Annotated in this window: 20 protein-coding genes; 12 read left to right on the top strand and 8 right to left on the bottom strand. The window is 73.9% G+C overall.

Annotated features, from left to right (window positions below; all coding sequences use genetic code 11):
* Positions 1-33 precede the first annotated feature (33 nt).
* The 4 genes from J2S46_RS02740 to J2S46_RS02725 form a co-directional block, all read right to left on the bottom strand.
* The gene (locus J2S46_RS02740) at positions 34-3,321 is read right to left on the bottom strand and encodes a WD40 repeat domain-containing protein (protein WP_191291429.1); all 3,288 of its coding nucleotides are present in this window, start codon (positions 3,319-3,321) and stop codon (positions 34-36) included.
* A gap of 134 nt (positions 3,322-3,455) precedes the next feature.
* On the bottom strand, positions 3,456-4,142 hold the full coding sequence (locus J2S46_RS02735) for a hypothetical protein (protein WP_307348507.1): 687 nt from the start codon (positions 4,140-4,142) through the stop codon (positions 3,456-3,458).
* A 104-nt stretch (positions 4,143-4,246) separates the two neighbouring features.
* Positions 4,247-4,663 carry a hypothetical protein gene (locus tag J2S46_RS02730; RefSeq protein WP_191291431.1) on the bottom strand — a complete coding sequence of 139 codons (417 nt, stop codon included), beginning with the start codon at positions 4,661-4,663 and terminating at the stop codon, positions 4,247-4,249.
* Positions 4,664-5,118: 455 nt separating this feature from the next.
* Positions 5,119-6,840 carry a serine/threonine-protein kinase gene (locus J2S46_RS02725; protein WP_229912928.1) on the bottom strand — a complete coding sequence of 574 codons (1,722 nt, stop codon included), beginning with the start codon at positions 6,838-6,840 and terminating at the stop codon, positions 5,119-5,121.
* Positions 6,841-7,166: 326 nt separating this feature from the next.
* Here J2S46_RS02725 and J2S46_RS02720 point away from each other — a divergent pair, with 326 nt between their 5' ends.
* From J2S46_RS02720 to J2S46_RS02710, 3 genes are all read left to right on the top strand, one after another.
* A complete protein-coding gene (locus J2S46_RS02720) occupies positions 7,167-7,724 on the top strand; it encodes a TetR/AcrR family transcriptional regulator (RefSeq protein WP_191291493.1) in 558 nt (185 codons plus the stop codon).
* A 505-nt stretch (positions 7,725-8,229) separates the two neighbouring features.
* Positions 8,230-9,393: an agmatine deiminase family protein gene (locus J2S46_RS02715; RefSeq protein WP_191291433.1), complete on the top strand. Its 1,164-nt coding sequence runs from the start codon at positions 8,230-8,232 to the stop codon at positions 9,391-9,393.
* A gap of 165 nt (positions 9,394-9,558) precedes the next feature.
* Positions 9,559-10,722: an agmatine deiminase family protein gene (locus J2S46_RS02710; RefSeq protein WP_229912930.1), complete on the top strand. Its 1,164-nt coding sequence runs from the start codon at positions 9,559-9,561 to the stop codon at positions 10,720-10,722.
* Between the two features lie 170 nt (positions 10,723-10,892).
* Here the strand turns inward: J2S46_RS02710 and tatA are convergent, their stop codons facing one another.
* The 3 genes from tatA to J2S46_RS02695 form a co-directional block, all read right to left on the bottom strand.
* Positions 10,893-11,234, bottom strand: coding sequence for a Sec-independent protein translocase subunit TatA (tatA, locus tag J2S46_RS02705; RefSeq protein WP_191291434.1), 342 nt, complete (start codon positions 11,232-11,234; stop codon positions 10,893-10,895).
* Between the two features lie 103 nt (positions 11,235-11,337).
* Positions 11,338-11,733, bottom strand: coding sequence for an ATP-binding protein (locus tag J2S46_RS02700; protein ID WP_307348498.1), 396 nt, complete (start codon positions 11,731-11,733; stop codon positions 11,338-11,340).
* Positions 11,734-12,116: 383 nt separating this feature from the next.
* Complete coding sequence (locus J2S46_RS02695) at positions 12,117-12,689, bottom strand: TetR/AcrR family transcriptional regulator (protein WP_191291436.1); 573 nt, start codon at positions 12,687-12,689, stop codon at positions 12,117-12,119.
* 271 nt (positions 12,690-12,960) lie between these two features.
* On the opposite strand from J2S46_RS02695, the gene J2S46_RS02690 reads away from it, so the two are divergent.
* The 8 genes from J2S46_RS02690 (at position 12,961) to J2S46_RS02655 (ending at position 22,081) form a co-directional block, all read left to right on the top strand.
* Positions 12,961-14,124 carry an agmatine deiminase family protein gene (locus J2S46_RS02690; protein ID WP_191291437.1) on the top strand — a complete coding sequence of 388 codons (1,164 nt, stop codon included), beginning with the start codon at positions 12,961-12,963 and terminating at the stop codon, positions 14,122-14,124.
* A gap of 141 nt (positions 14,125-14,265) precedes the next feature.
* Positions 14,266-15,276 carry an agmatine deiminase family protein gene (locus J2S46_RS02685; RefSeq protein WP_229912931.1) on the top strand — a complete coding sequence of 337 codons (1,011 nt, stop codon included), beginning with the start codon at positions 14,266-14,268 and terminating at the stop codon, positions 15,274-15,276.
* 109 nt (positions 15,277-15,385) lie between these two features.
* A complete protein-coding gene (locus J2S46_RS02680; protein ID WP_191291438.1) occupies positions 15,386-17,044 on the top strand; it encodes an ABC transporter substrate-binding protein in 1,659 nt (552 codons plus the stop codon).
* The gene (locus J2S46_RS02675) at positions 17,041-18,000 is read left to right on the top strand and encodes an ABC transporter permease (RefSeq protein ID WP_079197468.1); all 960 of its coding nucleotides are present in this window, start codon (positions 17,041-17,043) and stop codon (positions 17,998-18,000) included. The genes J2S46_RS02680 and J2S46_RS02675 overlap by 4 nt, the downstream gene beginning before the upstream one ends.
* Positions 17,997-18,851 (top strand): ABC transporter permease, encoded by an 855-nt coding sequence (locus J2S46_RS02670; RefSeq protein WP_191291439.1) that lies wholly within the window; start codon positions 17,997-17,999, stop codon positions 18,849-18,851. The genes J2S46_RS02675 and J2S46_RS02670 overlap by 4 nt, the downstream gene beginning before the upstream one ends.
* Positions 18,848-19,825, top strand: coding sequence for an ABC transporter ATP-binding protein (locus tag J2S46_RS02665; RefSeq protein WP_191291440.1), 978 nt, complete (start codon positions 18,848-18,850; stop codon positions 19,823-19,825). Before J2S46_RS02670 ends, J2S46_RS02665 begins: the two co-directional genes overlap by 4 nt.
* Before the next feature lie 67 nt (positions 19,826-19,892).
* A complete protein-coding gene (locus J2S46_RS02660; RefSeq protein ID WP_191291441.1) occupies positions 19,893-20,690 on the top strand; it encodes an ABC transporter ATP-binding protein in 798 nt (265 codons plus the stop codon).
* A 203-nt stretch (positions 20,691-20,893) separates the two neighbouring features.
* Positions 20,894-22,081 (top strand): agmatine deiminase family protein, encoded by a 1,188-nt coding sequence (locus tag J2S46_RS02655; RefSeq protein ID WP_191291442.1) that lies wholly within the window; start codon positions 20,894-20,896, stop codon positions 22,079-22,081.
* Positions 22,082-22,133: 52 nt separating this feature from the next.
* Here J2S46_RS02655 and J2S46_RS02650 read toward each other — a convergent pair whose 3' ends face one another.
* Entirely contained in the window at positions 22,134-22,781 is a 648-nt protein-coding gene (locus J2S46_RS02650) for a TetR/AcrR family transcriptional regulator (protein ID WP_191291443.1), read from the bottom strand.
* Between the two features lie 334 nt (positions 22,782-23,115).
* Between J2S46_RS02650 and J2S46_RS02645 the strand changes: the two genes are divergently transcribed.
* The gene (locus J2S46_RS02645) at positions 23,116-24,363 is read left to right on the top strand and encodes an agmatine deiminase family protein (RefSeq protein ID WP_191291444.1); all 1,248 of its coding nucleotides are present in this window, start codon (positions 23,116-23,118) and stop codon (positions 24,361-24,363) included.
* Positions 24,364-24,389 lie beyond the last annotated feature (26 nt).

Genomic DNA, 24,389 nt, shown 5'->3' with positions numbered 1-24,389 from the left:
CGACGACCCGCGACCGCCGCTCCTGCCGGTCGGTCAAGGGCAGGGCGGCTGATAGGGAGCCCCGGGGACATGCTGCTTCCACTGGTCCGCCGTGACGCTCCTGGTGGTGGCGCAGATCCACCGCGCGGCCGCGTCCGGGTCCGTGTTCCACAGTCGTACGGCCCGGTCGGTCGCGCTGCTGGCCAGGGTGTGACCGTCCGGGCTGAAGGCGAGAGCGAAGACGGATCCGGCATGGGCCGCCAAGGGCTGGTTCGGTGAGGCGGGTTTGACCGGGTCGATGAACCGGATCGTGCCGTCCTCGCCGCCGGAGGCCAGGACTTGGCCGCCGGGTCCGAAGGCCAGCGACGCGACGTCGCTGCGCGCGCTCGTGGAGCCCAGCGCCACCGGACGGACCGGGTCGGCCACGCTCCACACCGCCGTCGCGGTGTTCCTCGCGCTGGCCACGAAGCGTCCGTCCGGGCTGAACGCCAGCGGTTCCGGCGATCTGCCGCCAGGTCCGAGCGTGCCGATCTCCCTCGGGTGGGCCGGGTCCGCCGTGTCCCACAGTTTGACCGTTCCGCCGCCGTTGTTGGTGACGACGGTGTGCCCGTCGGAACCGACCGCGAACCGGTCGACGAGGTTGACGTCCGTCAGGGCCGCGCCGTGCTGCTCGGGGTGCGCCGGGTCGGCAAGACTCCATACCCGGATGACGTGGGATCCGCTGCCGGCGGCCAGGGTCCGGCCGTCCGGGCTCAGCGCCAAGGGCCCCGCGCCCGTCGCGACCGGCAGAGGCGGACCGGTCGCTCGGGGGTTTGCCGGATCGGCGACGTCCCACAACCTGAGGATGCCGTCGAGATCACCGGTCGCCAGCGTGCGGCCGTCCGGGCCGAACGCCAGGTCGTACACGGGTCTTGCACCGGTCCGGGCCTGGCCCAGAGCTCCGGGGCCGGCCGAGTCGGTGAAGCTCCACAGCCTGAGTGTGCCGTCCTCGCCGCCGGTGGCGAGGAGGCGTCCGTCCGGACTGAACGCGAGACCGGTGACCTGGCCGGCCGGGACAGGCAGACTCCGGCCGGGCAGGCTGTACACGGTGATCCGGCCGTCGGCACTGCCCGCGGCGAGCGTGCGGCCGTCCGGGCCGAACGCCAGGGAACGTACGCCGCCGGCGGCGGTGAGGACCTGCGGCGACGCCGCAGGGGCGGACGGGTCGCTGAGGTCCCACAGCCTGATGCCGTTGTCGCCGCCGACGGCAAGGGTCCGGCCGTCCGGGCCGAACGCCGGCTTCACCGCGGAGCCCGCGCCGCTGTTCAGGAAGTGGGGGAGCAGGGCGGGGTGGTCCGGGTCGGTGAGGTTCCACAACCAGACCCTCCCGTCGTCGGCCGTGGCCAGTGTGCGCCCGTCCGGGCTGAACGCCAGGCTGTGGACGGAAGCGGCGGCACCCTGCGGATCCAGCAGGGCCGGGGCCTGCGAGGGGCGCGCGAGGTTCCACAGCCGGACCGTGTTGTCGTTGCCGGCGGCAGCCAGCGTGCGCCCGTCCGGGCCGAACGCCAGCGACACCGCGTAGCCGGTCTTTCCGGTCAGCACCTGGGGCTGGGCGGTGGGATGCGCCCCGTCGCCGATGTTCCACAGCCTGACGGTGGTGTGGTCACCGCCGTCGTCGGTGGCCAGGGTCCGTCCGTCCGGACTGAAGGCCGGTGCTCCGTCAGCGTCGATCGGCTGGCCCAGGTCCTGGGGGTGTGCGGGCTCCGCGAGGTTCCACAGCCGGACCTTCTGGTGGTAGCCGCCGGCGGCCAGTAGGCGTCCGTCCGGGCCGAACGTCACGTTGAACCCGAGGCCCGAGCCGGTCAGGGGTTCACCGAGGAGGGACGGTCGGGCGCGGTCGGCCAGGCTCCACAGCTTGATCGTGCCTTCCTCCCCCGCGCTGGCGAGGACGTCGCCCTGCGGGCGGTACGCCACCGAGTCCACCAGCAGCCGGTGGGCGTCCGTGGCGGTGGAGAGGATCGCATTGCCGTCCGCCACGAGATTCGCGTAGGGGCCGGTACCCGGCAGCATCCGGAACGCGGCCAGGTCGAGCTGGGCCGCCAGCGAGGGGTCCGTGCCCCGGAGCTGGTTCGCCTCGGCCGTGAGCCTGCCGACCAGGGCCGCGCGCTGCTCGGAACGCGCCGCGTCCCGCTGTTGGAGGGCGACACCCCCGGCGCTGGACGCGACGAGGACGAGCGCGGCCACGGCCAGCCGACCGAGGCGGAACCGTCGGGCATACCGGTCCGCTTGTCCGAGGTCCGCCGCGAACCTCACGTCGCCGGGTTCGGGAGCCGCGGCGACGTCCAGCCGGTTCGCCTCCGGCGCGACCAGACGCCACCCCTTGCGGCGGGCGGCCAGCAACTTGGCGTCCAGGTCGGCGACCCTGAGGAGGCGCTCGCCTCCGTCGAGCGCGCCGGTCACGGCCGTCCGCGGGCGCAAGCCCCGGAACACACCGCGGACCGAAGCCAGGCCGGGCCGACGGGATGCCGGGTACCGAAGGACTTCGCGAAGGCCGAGTGCGAAGGCCGCGCCGAGGGACGGACCCTCAATTCGCGCCGGAGGCACGGGATCGTCGGAGAGGACCAGGCGCCACAGCACGCACCGCCCGGCGCCCCGGCGGCCGGCGGTGCCCCACGCGTGGCCGAGAGCAGTGGCGAACTGGCTGTTGGGGCTGCGCACCCCTGCCATCGTCCGGGGGTCCGGATACAACCCGGCCGGGCCCGCGGGGAATTCGCGCAACTCCAGGACGCCGGTGACACCCTCCTCCGCCGGAGCGGGCCCGGACAGCCCCGCGGAGCGCCCGAACACCACCGGAACCCTGACGGCAGGCCGCGGGCGCGGCTCCGCCCCCGCCATCAGCAGCGCGGCGATCACCAGCACACCGGCGGCCGGGCCACTGCCCCGGACCCCGACACCATGGTGGTTCGGGATCCGCCGGGCCACGGACCTCAGCGCGCCGGCCACCTGCGGTGAAAGGCCTTCGAGCCCGCGCCCGGACGGTGCCGCCGGCCCTGGGGCGGCGTCCGCCGACACCAACCCGCTCTCGTGCCACGCCCGGACCAGTCCCGCCAGCACCTCATGGTCCTGCGGATCCTCCGACGCCAGGGACCTGCCCAGCTGCCATGCGTGGTCGGCGATCGCCAGCGCGCCGGCTGCGTGGTCGGCCACCGTCGCGCGGAGCCCGGCGTGCACCCTCCCACCGCGCCCGTCGAACAGCCAGGAGGGATCGGCCTGGACCGCCTCGCGGCAGCACCTCCACCACAGCTGCCGTTCGCCGAGCAGCTCGCGCAGGGCGGCCTGCGAACTCCCCGTACCCCGGAGCACCTTCTCGAGCGCTGCCCGCTCCGGCAGTCGGACGGGGCGGGCGTCGCGTGGCCGCTTCGTCCGCCACGGCTCCGGGGGACCGGACGGCGGTGGGCCGCCGGGGTCGCTCACGCCCCGCCGTTCGTCCTCCGCCGTCACCGCAACTCGCCGTCGATGACCGCCTGCAGATCCTCGCCGACGAGCTCCCGCACCTGCCGCCAGGCAGCACGGGTCGCCTCGTTGAGGGCCGCTCGGACCGAGGCCGCGACGGTCGCGGTGTCCCAGGTGGCACCGCTCGTCACCGGTGCGGGAGCACAGGCCGTCCAGCCGGCGGCCGAGCCTGCGGTGAACCCCGGCAACCGGACCAGGCCGGCCGCGGAGCCGAGTGGTCCACGCACCGTCGGGACCAGCAGTACCTGCTCGCCGCCTCCCGCACCGGTGTACTTGACCACCGACATCACCGGCAGGTCGGCGCCGGCGCCTCGCAGCACCACCTCCAGGGTGTACTCCGGAAGGTCGCCCCCGCCGGCGCGCAGCAGGAACACGGCGCGCCCGCCAGGAGCCGACGCCTCCACGGCCACCGCGTCCCCACCGGCCGCGGCCAGGCCGCTCGCCTCCATCAGGGGTGGAAGGGCGAACCATCCCTGCTCCGGCAGGGCCGACGACTCGTACGTCCACGGCGACACCTTGGGCGGGTCGCTCTCCTGCGGTTCATGCCGAAGCGGTTCGTGCCGCAGCCTTTCGTGCTGCAGTCGTTCGTGCTGCAGTCGTTCGTGCCGCGTTTCCGCGAACGAGCGCGCGGGAGGCAGGTCCAGGCCGAGGAACGAAGCCCATAGCCGCATCCCCATGGTGTACCCGTCCCGTCCGCGCGCAGTCGTCCGCGGCCGGCCGTGCCGCTGCGCGCCGATGAACGACTTCCAACCGCGCCGCGACACCGACCCGGCGCTCACGGGGCCGCCTCCTCGTGCGGAAGAGGAAGCGGAGGCTGCGGAGCACCAGGAGCGGACGCCGCCCCGCTCGCCTCCTCTCCCGGAGGGCGCAGGGCGTCGGCCGGTGTGGCAGCCCTGCCGATCTGGGCCAGCAGCGCGGGCGCGGAGGCGCCGACCACCACTGCCGCGTAGACACCGATGATCTGATCATGGAGCGCCCATGCCGCCACGCACCCCAGCAGGACGCGGAAGAGCGCGGCCAGCGAGTCCGCCAGCGGGTCGACGAACTCGGCCATGCGCGGCAGTTGATCCCCGGCGGACCTGGCGGCGTGCCGCGCCTGCTGCCAGGCGTGCAAGCGCCCGAAGGTGACGACAGCCTCGACGATCAGCCCGCCGGCGGCCCCGCACGCACCGGCCTCGGCCCACGTGAGCATGGAGCCCCCTGTTCCCCCGTGCCAAGCGTCAAGCGCATCTGATGACTCGTCAGGCCAACATTGTGGCCGCCGGCCCGTATGTCAAGACCCTCCCGTCCTTCGGGTCACGAAATGGCAAAACGTCGACGCCGAGGGAGACACCGGGATCAGCGTCGGGGAACAAGAAGAAGGCGAACTCCTGCCTGAGGCAGCGGCATGGTCGAGAGCCACGGGACACCCTGTCGGGCGGCCGAGTTGACGCTGCTGACGGCCGGCTGGGCGAGCGTGCGGCGACCGGAGGCGGGGGCCCTGGCCGTCCTCGTCCTGCGCGGCCCTGCCCCCGCCCAGCCCTCGCCACCGGCAGCGGTGCGTCGTCCCTGACCGGCGAGGAACTGATGGTGTCGACGCAGCTGAACCGTCTGCCGACCCCGGGTGCTCCCAGCCGCCTGGACCGGTGCCCTCCGGCCCGCGCCCGCTCAGCCGTTCCGGCGGTAGTAGTCCATCGAGATCCGCACCGCGCCGTCCTCGGTGCCCGCCGCGAGCACCCGCACCACGGCGACCTCGCGGCCGCCCTGGTCACGGACGCAGAAGGCCCGGCCGTCGCGCAGGGTACTGAACGGCAGCGTGCCGGCGGGCCGGCTCTCCACGCCCTTGACGCAGTCCTCGGGCGTCAGCCGGCCGTCGGCGGCGATGTAGGTGTCGCTGTCCTCGGGCACGAAGAACTCGCCGGCGCTGCGCCCCAGGTACCAGGCGGCGTTCTCCTGCGGGGCGACCCGGCCGGACTTGATGTCGAACTCGTACGTCGGGTCCGGCGAGGTCAGTTCCGTCCCGGTGTACACCGGCGTCCAGCCCGGGCCGGGGGCGGCGGCGGTCGGTGTGGGGACGGGCGGGCTCGGGGCCGGGGTCACGGGTGCGCTCGGGGGCGCGCCGGTCGGGCCGACGTCCATGGTGTCGGCGTCAGCCAGGTCGTCACCGAGCAGCGGGGAGAGCAGGACGGCGGCCGCGCCCGCGGCACCGACCAGCAGGGCGACGGTCGTGGTGACGGTCGTCCGCCGGCGTCGCGACCCCCGGCGCCGGTCGCGGTCCCGCCCCCGCTCGTCGGCCGCTGCCGGGGCCGATGCGGAGGCGGGTGCGGGGACCGGGGGGCGAGCCGGGGCCAGGGCGGTGGGGGCCTCGGCCGTCGCGGCCCGGACCGGGTCCGGCGTCGTGTCGGGCCCGGCGGTGTCGGGCCCGGCGCCGGGCGCTCCGGTGGCGTCCGGTCCGGCCTGGGCCGTGGGGAGGTCGGCGCGGCGCCGGATCTCGGAGCTGACCGGGTGCGGCAGCCAGCCGTCGGCGAACCGCAGGTGTCCGCCGACCGCGGGGTGGCTGCCGGCGGCCTCGATGATCTGGAGGGTGCCGGGGCGCCGCGCGGGGTCCTTGGCCAGGCACTGGAGGAGCAGCGGGCGCAGCCCGGCCGGCACCCGGGAGAGGTCCGGGTCCTCGTGCACCGCCCGGTACATGGCGGCGGACTCCGGTCCGCCGCCGAACGGCGGTGCACCGGTGCAGATGTGGACGGCGAGCGCGCCGAGCGCGAAGACGTCGGTGGCCGGGCCGGCGGGCTGCCCGAGGACCTGCTCCGGCGCCATGTATCCGGGGGAGCCGATCCGCAGGCCGGTCGAGGTGAGCGCACTGGTGTCGGCGGCCCGGGCGATGCCGAAGTCGATCACCCGGGGGCCGTCGGCGGCGAGCAGGACGTTGGCGGGCTTGAGGTCACGGTGCACCACGTCGGTCGAGTGGATCGCCTGCAGCGCCTCCGCGACGCCGGCGACGATCAGCAGGACGGCCCGCTCCGGGAGCGGACCGAACCGGTCCACCACCTGCTGCAGCGACGGGCCGGCCACGTAGGCGGTGGCGAGCCACGGCTGGGCGGCGTCGACCCCCGAGTCGACCACCTGCGCGGTGTAGAGCCCGTGGATCCGGCGGGCGCTGGCCACCTCGCGGGCGAACCGGTGCCGGAACTCGGGATCCTGCGCCAGCTCCGGCCGGACGACCTTGATCGCCACCGGCCGGCCGCCCCGGGTGTACGAGAGGTAGACCCGCCCCATGCCGCCCGCGCCCAGTCGGGCGAACACGCGGTAGCCGCCCACCTCGCGCGGATCGTCCGCCGAGAGCGGTTGAAAGGTCGAGGGCAGCGGGACCGTGCGGTCTCCAGTGGTCACGATGGCCTCCGGCGGCTCGGGGTGGGTGTTCGGGTGGGTGCGGCGCCCCGGGCCGGTGCCGCCACCGGGGCGTGCGGTCCGGCCGGGGCGGTCCGGCCGAGGGGCGGGCGCCCGTGCGGGGGCCGTGGCACCGTCAGGCGGGGCCCGCGCGGTGGCGGTCCGGTCCCGTCGGTCGGGGCCGGTTCGGGGCACTGGGGTCGGGGCAGTCGGCCCGGGCATGCTGGAGGCACTCTAGCCGACTGTAATTTCAGTCAGTCCCGAGGGTTCTGTCCGGGTGGGACCACCGGGTAGGGTGTTGCCCCGTGGCAGACCGTAGAACCTCGATCATGGAAGCGGCCGCGCGGGTCATTGCCCGGCGCGGGGTCCGCGGGCTGCGCGTGGAGGAGTTGGCGGCCGAGGCCGGTGTGTCCACGGCGCTGATCTACTACCACTTCAAGGACCGCACCGGCATCCTGCGGTCGACCCTGGAGTTCATCAGCGACCGCGCCGAGCGGTACACCACCCGGCGCGATCCCGGCGCCCCGCCGCTCGACGCCAGGGCCGAGCTGGAACAGACGCTCCTGCTGGAGTTCCAGGACGTTCCCGAGGTGCGCGAGAACAGCACCGCATGGGGGGAGCTGCGGGCGAGCGCGGTCTTCGAGCCCGAACTGCGGGAGGACCTGGCCCGGTCCACGCTGATCTGGGTCCAGGAGGTCGCGGAACTGCTCGGCAAGGTCCGGCCGATGGGCGGCGCCGCCGCCCTGGCCGGCTCGGCCGAGCGCCTGACCGCACTGCTCGAAGGCCTCAGCGTGCGGTGGCTGAGCGGCAGTCTGCCGCTGTCCCACGCGCGGGAGCTGATGGCCGGCGCGATCGACGGTGAGCTGGAGATGCTCGCCCGCCGCTAGACCTCCGCTGGACCTCGCCCGCTGCCGGCCCGTGCCCGGTCGCCGGCGCCGTGCGGCGGCGCCAGGGTCCGGGCGGGTACGTCCACGAGCCCCTGCCCCGGTCGGTCCGTTCGTGTCCGTCGGCGGGTCGCATCACGCTTCCGCCATGCCGCCGGAGGCCGCCCCCCTCCCGTCAGGGCTGCGGACGGCCCCGCCCGCGGCCGGCTCCGCGCGGGTGGTCCAGGCGCGCGAACATCGCAGGTCAACCGCGGTTCGACCGCTCGGCGCCGCTGCCGGGCCGCCCGGGTGCGGGGCCGCTCAAGCTGTGGGGCAGTCCCCTGGAGTCGTCCTTGACTGAATTTTCAGTCAATGCGACAGTGTGGGTACGGCACGCCCTTACGGGGATCGCCGTAGGTCCGTCGGCTCAGGCCCGGCCCGGCCGCCCTGGGCCCGCCTGCCCGGCCGAGCCCCGCGCCCGGGCGGCGCACCCGGCCGGACACGGGCGATACTTGATCTGGAGACGCACATGAACGACCCCGGCACTGCGGGACCCTCCCTCGTCGGCCGCCTCTTCGGAGCCGGCCCCTCGCGGCGATCCCTCCTCGGCGCGGTGGGCCTGGGCGCGGCCGGCCTGGCGCTCGGCCCCCGGGCGGCCGCCGCGGCCCCGTCCGCGGACGGACCGCTGCCGCGCTGGTGGGTCCCCGCGGACGACGTGCCGCACGCCCGGACCTGGATGTCCTGGCCGTCCCGCCGGTCGGTCTGGGGGCGCCAGCTGGCCGGTGTGCAGCAGGACATCGCGCTGATCGCCCGGACCGTCGCACGGTTCGAGCCGGTGGTGATGTGCGCCCCGGACTCCGGGACGGCCGCGGACGCCCGCGCCCGGTGCGGGCCCGAGGTGACGGTCACCGACGCGATCCCCACCGACGACCTCTGGATGCGCGACACCGCCCCGGTGTTCCGGCGCGACGGCTACGGGGCCCTGGACGCCGTCGGCCTGAACTTCAACGGGTGGGGCAACAAGCAGACCCATGCCGACGACGCCGAGGTCGCGCGGGGCATCGCCGACCGCAACCGCCTGCGCTTCAGCGCCGCCGACTTCGTGGGCGAGCCGGGCGCGATCGAGACGGACGGCGACGGCACCGTGATGGCCACCGAGAGCAGCCTCGTCAACAAGAACCGCAACCGGGGGTGGAGCCGGGCCGAGGTCGAGGAGGCGGTGCTGCACGTCTACGGCGCCGACAGGATGATCTGGGTGCCCGGCATCAAGGGCCAGGACATCACCGACGACCACATCGACGTCACCTCGCGGTTCGTCCGGCCGGGCGTGGTGCTGGTGCAGCTGCCCCCGGCGGACCGGAACGACGTCTGGGCCCGCGACGCCCGTCAGCAGTTCGACATCCTCTCCCGGGCCACCGACGCCCGGGGCCGCAGGCTCCAGGTCATCAGGGTCGACGGTCCCGACACCGTGCGGTCGCGGGACTCGAAGTTCGTCGACTCCTACCTCAACTTCCACCTGGTCAACCGCGCGGTGATCACGGCGCAGTTCGGCGACCAGGCGAAGGACGCCGCGGCCCGGCGGGCGCTGGCCGCGGCCTTCCCCGGCCGGGAGGTCGTCCAGCTGGACGTCGACCGGCTGATGGCCGGCGGCGGCGGGATCCACTGCTCGACCATGCACGAGCCACTGCCGTAGCCCGGTCCCGGTCCCGGTCCCGTCCCATCACGTTCCGTCCTTTCCTGCCGCGTGCCGGCGCGGCCCTGCCCGGACCGGCGCTGTGCGGACCCCGCCTGCCCGGGGCCGGGCCCCGGCGGCGCCGCCTCCCGGCCGAAGTCACCCCTTCCCCCTCGGAGTTGTCCTGTGCCAGATCTCGCCCTGTCCCGTCGGACCATGCTGCGTGCCGCCGCCGGTGCCGGCCTGCTGACCCTCGGTGGGGTCGCCTGCTCACCGTCGGGGGACGAGGAGCCGGCGCCGGAGCCGGCGTCGCCCGGCGGGGGAACACCGCCCGGCCGGCGGTTCGGGGCGGAGTGGGAGAGCCACGCGCGGACCTTCATGTCCTGGCCCGCCTCCACCGGCATCTGGGACAGTCAACTTCCGGACGTCCGGCAGGACATCGCCGGTCTGGCCCGGGCCGTCGGCCGCTACGAGCCGGTGGTGATGTTCGCCCGGCCGGCCCAGGCCGACGCCGCGCAGCGCGCCTGCGGGGACGGGGTGGAGGTCGTCGCCCTACCGGTGGACGACCTGTGGGCGCGGGACACCGTACCGGTCTTCGTGGAGGACTCCGGCACCGTCAAGGGCGTCGATCTCAACTTCAGCGGCTGGGGCAACAAGCAGAAGGAGCACGGAAACGACACCGCCCTGGCCGGCGCGCTGCTGGCCCGGTACGGCATCGAGCGGGTCAGCACCTCCCTGGTCGCCGAGGGCGGATCCTTCGAGACCGACGGCCAGGGCACCCTGCTGGTGACCGAGAGCTCGGTGGTCAACGACCGCCGCAACCCCGGCAGGTCCAGGGACGAGATCGAGGCCGAGCTCAAGCGGGCCCTGGGCGTGACGAAGGTGATCTGGTTCGCCGGCGTCCGGGACCAGGACATCACCGACGCCCACGTCGACTGCCTGGTGCGGTTCGCCGCGCCGGGCGTCGTGCTGCTGGACCAGCCGTTCCCCGGTGCGCCCGAGGACGTCTGGTCGCGCTCGGCGGCCCAGGCGAAGGAGGTGCTGCGGGACGCCACCGACGCGAACGGCAAGCCCCTGCAGGTGATCGAGCTGCCTCAGCCCGACCCGGACCGGATCACCGGCCGCGGCGACGCCTTCGTCTCCTCGTACATCAACTTCTACGTCGCCAACAAGTCGCTGTTCCTGCCGCGCTTCGGGGACGGACCGGCCGACGACCGCGCCCGGCAGATCCTGCGCGAGCACTTCCCGGGGCGGGACATCGTCCCGCTCAAGATCGACAACATCGCCTCCGGCGGCGGTGGGATCCACTGCTCCACCCACGACCAGCCCGGCACCCCGGCGGCCGGCTGATCCCGGGGTGGAGGGGGCACTGCAGGCATGCGGACAAAGAGCTGTACCGGCGTACCGATGAGCCGATGAGCCGATGAACGGGCATGCGGACGGGGCAGGCACCTCGGTGCCTGCCCCGGTCTGCCCGGTCCGCCCGGTCGGCCGGCCCGGCGTGGGGCCGACCGCCGGGCTCAGGCGGTGCCGCTGTGCCCGGGCAGCGACCGGTGGCCCTGGGACCGGTCGGCCTGCGGCCCGGCGGCCTGCGGCCCGGGGGACGTTCGCTCGGGCGCGGCCACCGCCGGGCACGGCGCCTCGGCCGCGGTACCGCCCTCGGCCGCGGTGCCGCTCTCGGCCGCGGTGCCGCTCTCGGGCGTGGGGTCGTCCTCGCGCAGGGCGGCCGTCTCGGCCTTCAGGATCCGCAGGGATCTGCCCAGGCCGCGCGCCATGTCGGGCAGCTTCTTCGAGCCGAACAGCAGGATGACCACGGCCACCACGAGCAGGATGTGCCAGGGGTCGAGTCCGTTGCGGAGCATGGGGGTGCTTTCGTGCGGTCGGCAGGTCGGCGGGGTTCGCCCGGCGCTGCCGTGGGGTGTCGGCGCCCGCCGGATCGGCCGGGCGCGGGGTGTTCCGTCGCCGTCAGGCCGCCGCGACCGTCGCCCACACGGCCTTTCCGCCGGCGCCGAAGGGGGAGACCCCCCAGGCGTCGGCCAGGGCCTCCACCAGGGCGAGGCCACGTCCGCTCGTCCGCTCGGAGCATTCGGGCAGTCGTTCCACGCGTGCGGGGGAGTGGTCGGCGACGGCGATCAGGAGGCGTCCGGCCCGCAATTCCATGATCACGGAGGCGGTGTCGCCGTGGACCAGGGCGTTGGTCAGCAGTTCCGAGAGCAGCAGGCAGGGTGTGTCCGGGTCGAGGTGGACGGCGACGAGCGCGTCGCGCAGCAGCCGTCGCACCGTCCCGACCCCGTCCGGTGTCGCGGTCGGGCGGATGTCGAACCGGAACCCGGGCGGAGCGCCGACGGGCGGGGTCAGCAAGTGCGGAAGCATCGGAGGGGTTCTCCCGGTGTCCTGGAGTTCGGCGCCCTGCGGGAGGGCATCGGCCCGTGGCTCGCACCGAGGTGGTCACGGGGGTGCCCATGGACCCGGAGCGACCTGGCTCGACCCGGCCCGTTGCGATGCGCCGGGTCGACCCGGCCGGCTGTGCAGTACCGGGCAGTGGGCCTGTCTTGATGCAGCCACACTGTCGCATTGACTGAAAATTCAGTCAAGAGTTGCGACCGGCAACGGCCCGAACTCCGCCCGAGGGTGAGGGTGAGGGTGAGGGTGAGGGGGCCCGGGGGCGGTGGAGGCCCCTGCCGCACGGCAGGGGCCTCCACCGCCGTGCGGTGAACCGGCGCCGCGTCCGGCGCGGGCGACCCTCAGGCCGGTCGCAGCTCGGCTGCGATCGCGTCCCGCAGCAGCCGGCGGGCGTGGTCCAAGGGGAGCGACCCGCTGAGCCAGCGGACGCTGAGGCCCTCCAGCAGGGCGGTCAGTCGCTCCGCCGAGGCCGCGTGCGCCGGTGCGGTGCCCGCCGGGTGTGCCCGCCCCAGCAGCTCGGCGATCTCGTGGACCCAGGTGTGGGTGGCCCTGGCCAGCTCCTCGCGCAGCTCCGGGTCGAAGACCGCGCTGGCCCTCAACTCGCCCCAGGCGGTGCTGTTCTCCCGTACCTCGGCGGTGTCCTGGAGCTCCAGCAGCAGGACTTGCTCCAGCTCGACCCGGGGGCTCTCGGGGAGTGTGCCGGGGTCGCGTTCCGCGGTGTAGCGGTCGGCCCGGTCGCTGATGAACTCCAGCGTCTGGCGCAGGATGCCCGCCCGGTCGGTGAAGTGGTAGTAGATCAGCGAGGTCGACACCCCCGCCTCGGCTGCCAGTTCGCCCACGCGCAGGCCGCGCACGCCACGGCGGGTGATGACCCGGGTGGCGGCTCTGAGTATTTCGGTTCGACGGTCGGACACGAGCGGTCACTCTACCCGGCGCTCGGCCGCTTCGGGGCATTTCCTGATCAGATCATCAGGATTGCCCTGGTGCTGTCCGTTCGGCGACTCTCCCTGCTCAGTACGGCCGGGCCGGGGCGCCCCGGGCTTCGGCTGCGGGTCCAGAGCGGTGCCGGTGGTCCCGCTCGGGCCGAAGCGTGGGCTCTCGGGACTCGCGGGTATTGACTGAATTTTCAGTTGGGGGCAGGATGCGGGGCATACCCCACCTCCCAGCACCCTCCAGGGAGTCTTCTTGAACACGTCAGCACTTCCGTCCCGGCGCCGGCTGCTCCAGTTCGGCGCGGCGGCGCTGCCCCTGGCGGCCCTCGGCGCGACCCTTCCCGTCACCGCCCGCGCCGCCGTCAGCCCGTCGGGCGCCGCCCTGCGGATGCCCGCCGAGGAGGAGCGGCACCAGCGCACCTTCATGGCCTGGCCGGCACTCTCGTCCGTCTGGCAGGACCAACTCCCGGCGGTCCGCAGGGACATCGCCAGGCTCGCCTACGAGATCTCGCGCTACGAGCCGGTCGTCCTGCTCGCCCGGCCCTCCCAGGCCGCCGACGCCCGGTACGCCTGCGGCCGGGGCGGCTACTACGGCATCGAGGTCCTGGAGATCCCGAACGACGACCTGTGGATCCGGGACTTCGGCCCGACCTTCGTGGTCGCCCCCGGCGCCGTCGCCGGGGTGGACACCAACTTCAACGGCTGGGGCAAGAGCGGTACGCCGTACTACCAGCCCTACGCCAACGACGCCGCCGCGGCAGCGACGCTGCTGGAGCAGTACGGCGTCGAGCGGATCCGGGCCCCGTTCACGGGCGAGGGCGGCTCGCTGGAGACCGACGGCCAGGGCACCCTGCTCGCCACCGAGAGTTCGCTGGTGAACGCCAACCGCAACCCGGGCATGAGCCGGGACCAGGTCGAGCAGGCGCTCAAGTCGGCCCTTGGGATCGACAAGGTCGTCTGGATCCCCGGGCTGGCCGGTGCGGACATCACCGACGCGCACGTCGACTACCTGGCCCGGTTCACCGCGCCCGGCAAGGTGCTCCTGGACCGCCCCGCAGCCGGTGCCGACCCGAAGTGGGTGGCGGTCCACGAGCAGGCCAAGGAGATCCTGCGGACCGCGACCGACGCCCGGGGCCGCCGGCTGGCGGTCACCGAACTGCCCTGTCCCGACCCCAAGGCGATCCGGGGCAAGGGCAAGGAGTTCCTGGCCGGCTACACCAACTTCTACGTGGCCAACGGCGCCGTCTTCGTGCCGCAGTTCGGCGACGCCCACGCGGACGGGGTCGCCTACGCGATCCTGCAGGCGACGTACCCCGGACGCGACGTCGTCCAGCTCGACATCGACGGCATCGCGAGCGGCGGCGGCGGGATCCACTGCGCCACGCAGTCGCAGCCGGCCGTGCCGCCCGCCTACTGACCGGGAGCCCCGCTCCCCGGGTCGGCCGCCCTCGTGCGGACGGCGGCCGACCGTCCCGGGCGTCCCGGTCCGAGAAACGACCGGAGCCCCGGGCCGGCCTCACCCCTCCACCCTGACTGAAAATTCACCTAGGAGAGCACCATGACGTTTCGCATGCCGGCCGAGTGGACCGAGCACGACGGCTGCCTGATGGCCTGGCCCACCAGGGTCGAGCTGTGGGGCGACACCTTCGAGGAGGTCAAGCGCGAGTACGCGCAGGTCGCCCGGGCGATCGCCGAGTTCGAGCCGGTGACCATGGTCGCCCGCCCGGGGCAGGGCGAGGAGGCCCGCGCCCTGTGCGGCGACGAGGTCGAGGTCGTCGAACTGCCCCTGGACGACTCCTGGTTCCGCGACTCCGGCCCGATCTTCGTCCTCGGCCTGGAGGGCGAGCGCGCCGGCGTCGACTTCCGCTTCAACGCCTGGGGCGAGAAGCACCACCCCTACGACACCGACGACAGGATCGCCGCCGCCCTGCTGGAGCGCCTCGGCGTCGAGCGGATCGACTCCCGGATGATCCTCGAAGGCGGCGCGATCACCGTCGACGGCGAGGGCACCCTGATCACCACCGAGCAGTGCCTGCTCAACCCGAACCGCAACCCCGGCATGAGCAAGGCCGAGATCGAGGCCGAACTGGTCGCCAAGCTCGGCGTCAGCACCGTGATCTGGCTGCCGTACGGCGGTCTGCTGGACACCGAGACGGACGGCCACGTGGACGGTGTCTGCGCCTTCGTCGCGCCGGGCAAGGTCGTCGTCCAGCTGCCCGCCGACCCCGCGCACCCCGACTTCGAGCGGATGCGTGCCAACCGGGCCGTACTGGAGGCCGCCGTCGACGCCCGGGGCCGCAAGCTGGAGGTCATCGACCTGCCGCAGAGCGCATTCGTCCAGGTCAACGGCAAGGAGACCGAGGTGGGCTACCTCAACTTCTACATCGCCAACGGTGGAGTGGTCGTCCCGGTGGCGGACGTCCCCGAGGACGAGGGCGCGCTGGCCGTGCTCGCCGCCGCCCTGCCCGGCCGCAAGGTCGTGGGTGTCCGCTCCCGCGTGATCGCCTACGGCGGCGGCGGCGTCCACTGCATCACCCAGCAGGTGCCGGCGGCCCGGCGCACCGTGTGACCGGTGTGCCCGTAGCCGCCCCCGGGACACCGCGGCGGCGCCCCCACAGCTCCGCAGCCCGCTGACAGATCTCCTCGCCACCCCCGTGAGCACGGAAGAGAGAACACCGATGGCAGACCCCCAGCACGGGTCCAGATCCCGTTCGTCCCACCGCCGGCCGGCCCTGCCCGTCGCGGCCCTCGCGGCCCTCGCCCTGGTCGCGGCCTGCGCCGGGCCGCCGAAGAGCGGTGACACCGGCGGCGGCTCGTCCTATCAGCTCTCCCAGGACACGCCCGCCGCCAAGGGTGACGTCGACTCCTTCACCTGGGCGCTGTACGCCGAGCCCCCCACGCTCGACTACATCGCCGCGTTCGACTACCCGCAGAACACCATCCTCTCCAACGTCTGCGAGAGCCTGATGCGGTGGACCCCGCAGCTCACGCTGGCCCCGGGCCTCGCGGAGAAGGCGTCCAACCCCGACCCCACCACCTGGGTCTACGACCTGCGCCCGGGCGTGCACTTCCACGACGGCAGCGTGCTGACCGCCGACGACGTGGTCTACAGCCTCGGCCGGCAGCTCAACCCCGACAACGCCGCCGCCTGGGCCCAGCAGTTCCAGAACGTCAGCACGGTCACCAGGACCGGCCCGCTCCAGGTCACCGTGAAGCTCGTCCAGCCGGACTCGCAGTTCAACCAGTACATGGCGACCGCCGCCGGCGTGGTGGCCGCCAAGGCCGGCATCGAGGCCGCGGGCAAGGACTACGGCACCACCGGCAGCCTGGACTGCACCGGCCCGTTCGAGCTCGGCGCCTGGAACAAGGGCCAGTCCCTGGAACTGCGCCGCTTCGACAGCTACTGGGGTACCAAGGCGAAGGCGGCCAAGGCCGAGTTCCGCTTCCTCACCGACCCCTCGGCCCGGGTCAACGCCATGATCACCGGCGAGGCCGACGGCGGCTACCTGATCCCCACCGAGAGCTACGAGCGGCTGCGGAGCAGCGGCGCCGGCACCCTCTGGTTCGGCGAGGGCCTGAGCACCGTCAACGTCAACGTCACCAACATGAGCGGCGTGCTCGGCGACGTCCGGGTCCGCCAGGCGCTCTCCCTCGCGCTGGACCGCTCCGGTTTCGTCAAGGCCGGCCTCGGCGGCGCGGGCACCGTCACCGGCTCCCTCACCACCCGCGCCGCCTGGGCGGCCGCCCCCGCGGAGAGCCGGAAGGAGGCCTTCGAGGGCCTCACCCCCACCACCCCCGACCTCGCCCGGGCCAAGGCCCTGATCAAGGAGGCGGGCGCGGCCGGCAAGACCGTCACGGTCGCCACCAGCCCGATCGGCCAGGACGTCTCGCTGCTGGCCACCGCCGTGCAGGCGGCCGGCACCGGCATCGGCCTGGACGTCCGGCTGAAGACCATCGCGCCGAACGCCTTCACCTCGCTCTTCACCTCGGCCGAGGCACGCGAGGGCATCGACATGTTCCCCGAGACGTACTACGACTCGATCACCGACCCGCTGGACCTGCTGGCCAACTTCAAGACCGGGGCCTTCCAGAACTACGCGGGATTCAGCGACCCCGCCTACGACGACCTGGTCAAGAAGGCCACCACCACCGCCGACCCCGCCCAGCGGTTCGCGATCGAGGCGCAGCTCCAGAAGATCGCCTCCGACCAGCTGCTGTGGATACCGGTCGCGGAGTGGCCGACCGCCGTGTTCCTGAACAAGAGGATCACCGGCGCGCCCACCACCATCTCGTACATGTACTACCCGTGGGCGGCCGACGTGGGAGCGGCCCGGTGAGCTTCCTGAGATTCGCCGCACGCCGGCTGGCCGAGATGGCCGCCACGCTGTTCGGCGCCTCGTTCGTGATCTTCGGCGCGATGTACCTGGCGCCGGGCAACCCGGCCAGCTTCCTGCTCTCCGGCCGCTCGGCCTCACCGGAGGCGCTGAAGGCGATCAACGCCCAGTACCACCTGGACGACCCGTTCGTGCTCCAGTACCTGCGGTGGACCGGCCAGATCCTGCACGGCGACTTCGGCCGCTCGATCACCTACCGCACCGACGTGTCCCGGCTGCTCGCGGACCGCCTGCCCAGCACCCTGCTGCTGGTCGGGATGGCCCTCGTGCTGGTCGTCGCGCTCGGCCTGCTGCTGGGCTGGATCGGCGCGGTGCGCGGCGGCGCCGCCGACTCCACCATCCTGGTCAGCACCACCTTCGCGCTCGGCACGCCGTCCTTCGTCGCGGCCGTCCTGCTGCAGGGCCTGTTCGCGGTGAAGCTCGGCTGGTTCCCCACCGGCGGCACCGGCGACGGCCTCGGCCAGATGATCTGGCACCTGACCCTGCCCGCCGTCGCCCTGGCGCTCTACCTGATCGGCATGCTCGCCCGGGTCACCCGCGCCGCGATGCTGGAGGTCCTCGGCCAGGAGCACGTCACCGTGGCCCGCAGCCGCGGGGTTTCCGACCACAAGGTGATCCGCCGGCACGTGTTCCGCAACGCGCTCGGCACCGTCCTCACCACCGGCGGGCTGATCGTCTCCACCCTGCTGGTCTGCACCGTTCTGGTGGAGTCCGCGTTCAGCGTCGGCGGCATCGGGCAGCTCCTCGAACTGTCCACCACCACCAAGGACTTCCCCACCGTGCAGGCCATCTCCCTGATCATGGTCGGCCTGTTCATGACGGTGAACCTGGTCGTCGACCTGCTGCACCCGCTGGTCGACCCCAGGGTCACCCTCGGGCCGAGGAGGTCCGCCGCATGACCGCGACCCTGCTGCGCCGGCCCGGCCTGGCCCGGATCCGCACCAGCCGCGCACCGCTGCACCGGCTCTGCCTGGGCTTCGTCGCCCTGGTGGTCCTCGCCGCGCTGCTCGCCCCCTGGCTGGCACCGTACGACCCCAACGCCGTCGACCTGGGCAACGCCCTCGCCGGGCCGTCGGCGGACCACCTGCTCGGTGTCGACGCCTCCGGCCGCGACACCCTGTCCCGCCTGCTGCTCGGAGCCCGCACCTCGCTGCTCGGACCGCTCGGCGTGGTCGCCTTCTCCACCCTGGCCGGCGTCGCCGTCGGGGTGGCGGCCGCCTGGCGCGGCGGCTGGCTGGACTCCGTCCTGTCCCGCAGCACCGAGCTGGTCTTCGCGTTCCCCGGCATGCTGCTGGCGATCCTGATCGTCTCGGTCCACGGCGAGGGCCTGCTCGCCCCGGTGATCGCCCTCGCCATCGCCTACCTGCCCTACGTCAGCCGCCTCACCCGCTCCCTGGTGCTCGCCGAGCGCCGCCGTCCGTACGTGGAGGCGTACCAGGTGCAGGGCCATTCCGGCCTGCAGATCTGCCTGCGGCACGTCGTCCCGGGCATCGCCCCCGTCGTCCTCGCCCAGTCCACCGTCAACTTCGGCTACGCCCTCATCGACCTGGCCGGCCTCTCCTTCCTCGGGCTCGGCGTACCCGCGCTGACGCCCGACTGGGGCCGGATGGTCTTCGACGGCCAGTCCGCCGTCCAGCACGGCTACCCCCTGTCGGCGATCCTGCCCTGCGCCGCCATCGTGCTGACCGTGGTCGCCTTCAACGTCGTCGGCGAGCGCTGGGCCGACCAGGTCGCCAGGAGGGACCGATGACCACCCTCGACATCCAGGCCTACCGCCTGAGCCTGCCGAACACCGCCAGACCCGTGCTCGCCGGCGTCGACCTCACCGTCGAGGCCCGCGAGACGGTCGCCCTGGTCGGCGAGTCCGGCTCCGGCAAGAGCCTCACCTCGCGCAGCGTCCTCGGGCTGCTCCCGGCCGGCGCCCGCACCGAGGGCACCGTCCGGGTCAACGGCGAGGACGTCCTGACCATGGCCCCCGAGCAGCTCCGCCGCCTGCGGACCAGCAGCGCGGCCATGATCTTCCAGGACCCGCGGGCCGCCATCAACCCGCTCCGCCGGATCGGGGACTTCCTCACCGAGAGCGTGCGGCTGAACGCCGGCGCCGCCCCGGCCGCGGCCACCGCCCGGGCCGCGGAGATGCTGGAGGCCGTCGGCCTCACCGCCGCCGCCCTGCGGCAGTACCCGGGCGAACTGTCCGGCGGCATGCTGCAACGCGTCATGATCGCCGCCGCCCTGATGGGAGACCCGGCGCTGATCCTGGCCGACGAGCCCACCACGGCCCTGGACGTCACCACCCAGGCCGAGGTCGTCGCCCTGCTCGGGGACCTCCGGACCCGCTTCGGCACCGGCCTGCTCTTCGTCACCCACGACCTCGGGCTCGCCGCCGCCATCAGCGACCGGGTCTACGTGATGTACGCCGGACGGATCGCCGAGACCGGCCCGGCCGAGGCCCTGTTCGACCGCCCGCGCCACCCCTACACGGCCGCGCTGCTCGACTCGACGCCACGGCTGGAGGCTCCCGCGGGCCGGCTCGCGGCCATCGAGGGCCGGCCGCCGAGCCTCCAGGAGGAGCTGGTGGGCTGCCCGTTCGCTCCCCGCTGCCCGCTGGCGACCTTCCTCTGCAGCCAGCAGGCACCGGCGCTGCTGCCGGTGGCCGGCGAGCCGGCCCGCCGGGTGGCCTGCCACCACAGCGACCGGACGGGGGAGGGGAGCGTCCATGCGTGAGGCACCTATGGAAGCCGGCCCCGGGCCGGGGACGGGCACCGCGACCAGCCCGAAGGGGGAGCCGTCGATGAGGAAGACCGTTCTGGAGGTGCTCGGCCTGCACCGGGCCTACGGGAGCGTCCAGGCGGTGGACGACGTCTCGTTCACCCTCGCCGAGGGCGGATCGCTGGGCATCGTCGGGGAGTCCGGCTCGGGCAAGACCACCACCGCGCGGATCGTCGTGGGCCTGGAGAGCGCCGACTCGGGCCGGGTCCTGGTGCACCGCAGGGACCGCACCGAGCACCGGCGAGGCCGGGTGCACCGGCTGGCCCGGGCCCGCGAGGTGCAGATGGTCTTCCAGGACCCGTACCTCTCGCTGGACCCGCGCACCCCCGTCGGCGCCGTGCTGCGGGAGACGCTGCGGCTGCACTTCCCGGACGGCGATCACGACCGGCGGATCGCCGAGCTGCTGGAGCAGGTGGGCCTCGGCACCAGGGAGGCCGCCGCGCTGCCCCGGCAGCTCTCCGGCGGGCAGCGCCAGCGGGTCGCGATCGCCCGGGCGCTGGCGGTCGAGCCGGCCGTGCTGGTCCTGGACGAGGCGGTGGCGGCGCTGGACGTGTCCGTCCAGGCGCAGATCCTCAACCTGCTGGCGGACATCCGGGCCGAGACCGGCATCGGCTACCTGTTCATCACCCACGACCTCGGGGTGGTGCGGTGCGTCACCGACGAGGTGATCGTGATGCGCCGGGGGAAGATCGTCGAGTCCGGCCCGACCGCCGAGGTGCTGGCCCGCCCCCGGCACCCCTACACCCGGCTCCTGCTGGACTCCGTTCCCAGGCCCGGCTGGGATCCGCGGGGCATCGCCGAGGCCCGCCGCGCGCTGTAGCGCGGGCCACCGAACCGGGTCCGGGCCGTCGGCGCCCCCACGGCGGCGTCCCGGACCCGATCCGTCCCGGACATCCGGCCCGGCGGACGGGCTCCGGGCCGGTCGCCCGTACGGTGGCGCACGGCCCCCAGGCCGGTGACCGGCGTCGTTATCATCGGTTACCACCCGGTTTCGGGTGATGTTCCCGGCGTCAGGGGATCCGCATGACAAGCCGCGCCCTGTCCCGCCGGACGCTGCTGCGCTCCGGTGCGGTGCTGGCCGCCGTGGCCCTGCTGGACGGCTGCGGTTCCGATCCCTCGGCCGGCCCGCCGGCCGGGGCGACGCCCAGCACGGGCGGCGGCGCGAGCGCCGAACCCGGCGCCGCCCCGCTCGCGATGCCGGCCGAGTGGCAGCCGCACACCCGGACCTTCATGGCCTGGCCCGCCCTGGAGGAGGTCTGGGGCGACCAGCTGGCCGCCGTCCGGCGCGACATCGCGGGCGTGGCCCGGGCCGTGGCCGGGTTCGAGCCGGTCGTCCTGATGGCCCGCCCGGACCAGAGCGCGGAGGCCAGGCGGCTCTGCGGCGACAGCGTCGAGGTCCTCGACCTCCAGGTGGACGACCTCTGGGCCCGGGACACCGGCCCCACGTTCGTCACCGGTCCGCCCGGCCTGGCCGGCGTGGACTTCAACTTCAACGGCTGGGGCGGCAAGCAGACCCACGACAACGACGGCCGGGTCGCCGCCGCCCTGCTCGACCACTACGGGATCCGCCGGATCCAGGCACCGGTCACCGCGGAGGGCGGCGCCGTCGAGGTCGACGGCGAGGGCACCCTGTTGGCCACCGAGAGCTCGCTGGTCAACCCGAACCGCAACCCGGGCCGGACCCGGGACCAGATCCAGGCGGCGCTCCAGGAGTTGCTCGGGGTGCAGCGGGTGATCTGGTTCCAGGGCGTGGCCGGGAAGGACATCACCGACTGCCACATCGACGCGCTGGCGCGGTTCGCCGAGCCGGGAGTGGTGGTGCTCCACCGGCCCGGCCCGGACGCGCCGCCGGACATCTGGTCGACCGCCTCCGACCAGGCCCTGCAAGTACTGAGGACCGCCACCGACGCCAAGGGCCGGAGCCTGCGGATCGTCGAGCTGACCGAACCGGACCTCACGAAGATCGACGGCGGCGGGGACGACTTCCTCGCCACCTACCTCAACTACTACGTCGTCAACGGCGGGGTGATCATGCCCCGGTTCGGCGACCGCGACGCCGACGCCCGGGCCGCCGCCGTCCTGGCGGAGCTGCATCCGGACCGCCAGGTCGTCCAGGTCGACATCAACGCCGTCGCCGCGGGCGGCGGCGGTATCCACTGCTCCACCCAGCAGCAGCCGCAGGCCGCCGCTCCGCCGGCCGGGGCGTCCTGACGGCGGTTGCCGGCCGGGGCCGTCCCGGCGGGCAGGGCGCGGCGCCGCGGGGTCAGCGCCCGGCGCCCGTCGAGGCCAGCCCGAGCACGACCGCGCGCACCACGGCCTGCGCGTCGACCTCCTCGTCCAGCGACTGGATCGCGGCCAGTCCGTCCACCGCGGCGGCGGCCGCCTCGCCCAGGTTGCGCGCGTCCAGTCCGTCCCCCCGTTCGTCCGCCAGTATCTGGTAGAGGGTGACGAAGCAGGCGCGCCAGCGGCGGTACTCGCCCGCCAGGCCGGCCCGGACCCGGTCGTCGTTGAGCGCGAACCAGTGCAGCGCCGAGTGCAGGCGGGACAGGTCGGCGCCCTCGGGCTCGGTCAGCAGGCCGATCACCCGCTCGGCCCGCTCGGCGAACGTGCCGGGGGAGCCGACCGCCTCCTCCAGGGGGGTGATCCACTCCGGCCGGATGTCCTCGACCACGGCCAGGATCAGATCCGTCCGGTCCTGGAAGTGGTAGTGGCACATGCCGTGGGTGACCCCGCCGGCGGCGGCGACGTTGCGGGTGGTGAACGGGATGCTGCCGTCGCCCGCGAGCAGGGTCCGGGCCGCCGCGATCAGGCGGGCCCGGGTCTGCTCGCCTTTCGCGGACGCGCGGGTCCGGCCGGTGGGCCGCTCTGCCGGGACGGGCCGGGACGGGGTGTCGCTGGATCGTGTAGCCACCCGCGAACTGTAACGAGTCGGCCGTCCGCAGCGGATCCCGCGCGGTCGATCCGGCCGTGCATCGGGGCCGCCGGCCCGGTCGTCGCGCCCCTGTCCGGGGCGGCGGGTGCGGCGGTGGTGTACGGACGGGCCTTCGCGGGCGCCCGGCCCGCCGGGTGGCCGGTGGTCCTGCGGGTCGCCCGCCCCGGCCTGAGCTGGGCCGATGCCCCGTCGGGGTCGGCCGGGCGCGGTCCGGGGAAAGACGTCGGAGAAGTATTGACCGAGCGCTTGGTCAGTTATAGCTTTCCCATCCATCGGCGGACGACCCGCCGGTGGCAGACATGGAGGCCGAGAGATGAACGAGCAGATCCCCACGGAGGACCGGCCCGGCAGACCGCAGACGCCGGTGCTGGGCAGGCGGCGGGTGCTGGCGGCGGCTGGGCTCACCGCGGTCGGTGTCGTGTGGGCGGCCAACAGCGGCACCTCCCAGGTGGCGCAGGCGGCCGACACCCCCGGCTGCGGCACCCCCTCTCCCAGCCCGACCCCCACCGCCACGGGCGGTACCGGTACCTTCCGGGTCCCGATCGACACCGTTCGGCACACCCGGACCTGGATGGCCTGGCCCGACAGCACGGCGATCTGGAACGGCAGCCGCCGCGGCGGCACCTCGCTGGCCGGCATCCAGGCCAACATCGCACTGATCGCCAACACGATCGCCAAGTACGAGCCGGTGATCATGTGCGCCAATCCGGTCGGCGCCGCGGCCGCGAAGAAGGCCTGCACCGCCGCCAACGTGACGGTCATCAGCACGATCCCGGTCGACGACTGCTGGATGCGGGACTCGGGCCCGGTGTTCCGCACCAACGGGACCGGCGGCCTGGACGCCGTCGGCCTGAACTTCGACGGCTGGGGCAACAAGCAGACCCACGCCAAGGACGCCCAGGTCGCCGCGCTCGTCGCGGCCTACGCCGGGGTCCCCTTCACCGCCGTCCCGGGGTTCGTGGCCGAGGGCGGGGCGATCGAGGCGGACGGCGCCGGGACCCTGATGGCCACCCGCAGCAGCATCCTGGACCCGGCCCGCAACGGCGCCATGACGCAGGCCCAGGCCGAGGCCGCGATGCTCGCCGCGTACGGCGCGACCAAGGTGATCTGGTTCGACGGTTACATCGACTCCGGCGACATCACCCGTGACCACGTCGACGCGACCAGCCGCTTCGTCGAGGTCGGCAAGGGCCTGGTCCAGCAGCCGAACGTCAAGGACGCGCACGACGGCTGGTACAACGACGAGATCAACCAGTACAACGTGCTGTCCACCGCCTCGGACGCGAGCGGGGGCGCGGTGCGGGTCACGAAGATCGGCGGTCCGGACTACAACGTGATCCGGTCGACCAATGCGAACTTCGTCGGCTCCTACGCCAACTACTACGTCTGCAACGGCGCGGTGATCTCCGCCCAGTTCGGTGACAGCAAGGCCGACGCGGCGGCCAAGGCCACTCTGCAGAGCCTCTTCCCGGGGCGGGTGATCGAGCAGCTGAACATCGACTCGGTCGGCGCCGGCGGGGGCGGGATCCACTGCGTCACCCAGCCGCAGCCTGTCCCGTAGGGCCGCCGGGGCCGGGCCGGCGTTCC

The sequence above is a fragment of the Kitasatospora herbaricolor genome (assembly GCF_030813695.1).
GTDB classification, from domain to species: Bacteria; Actinomycetota; Actinomycetes; order Streptomycetales; family Streptomycetaceae; genus Kitasatospora; species Kitasatospora herbaricolor.
The sequence above is the reverse complement of the archived record's forward strand: the minus strand, read 5'-3'. Positions and strand labels throughout refer to the sequence as shown.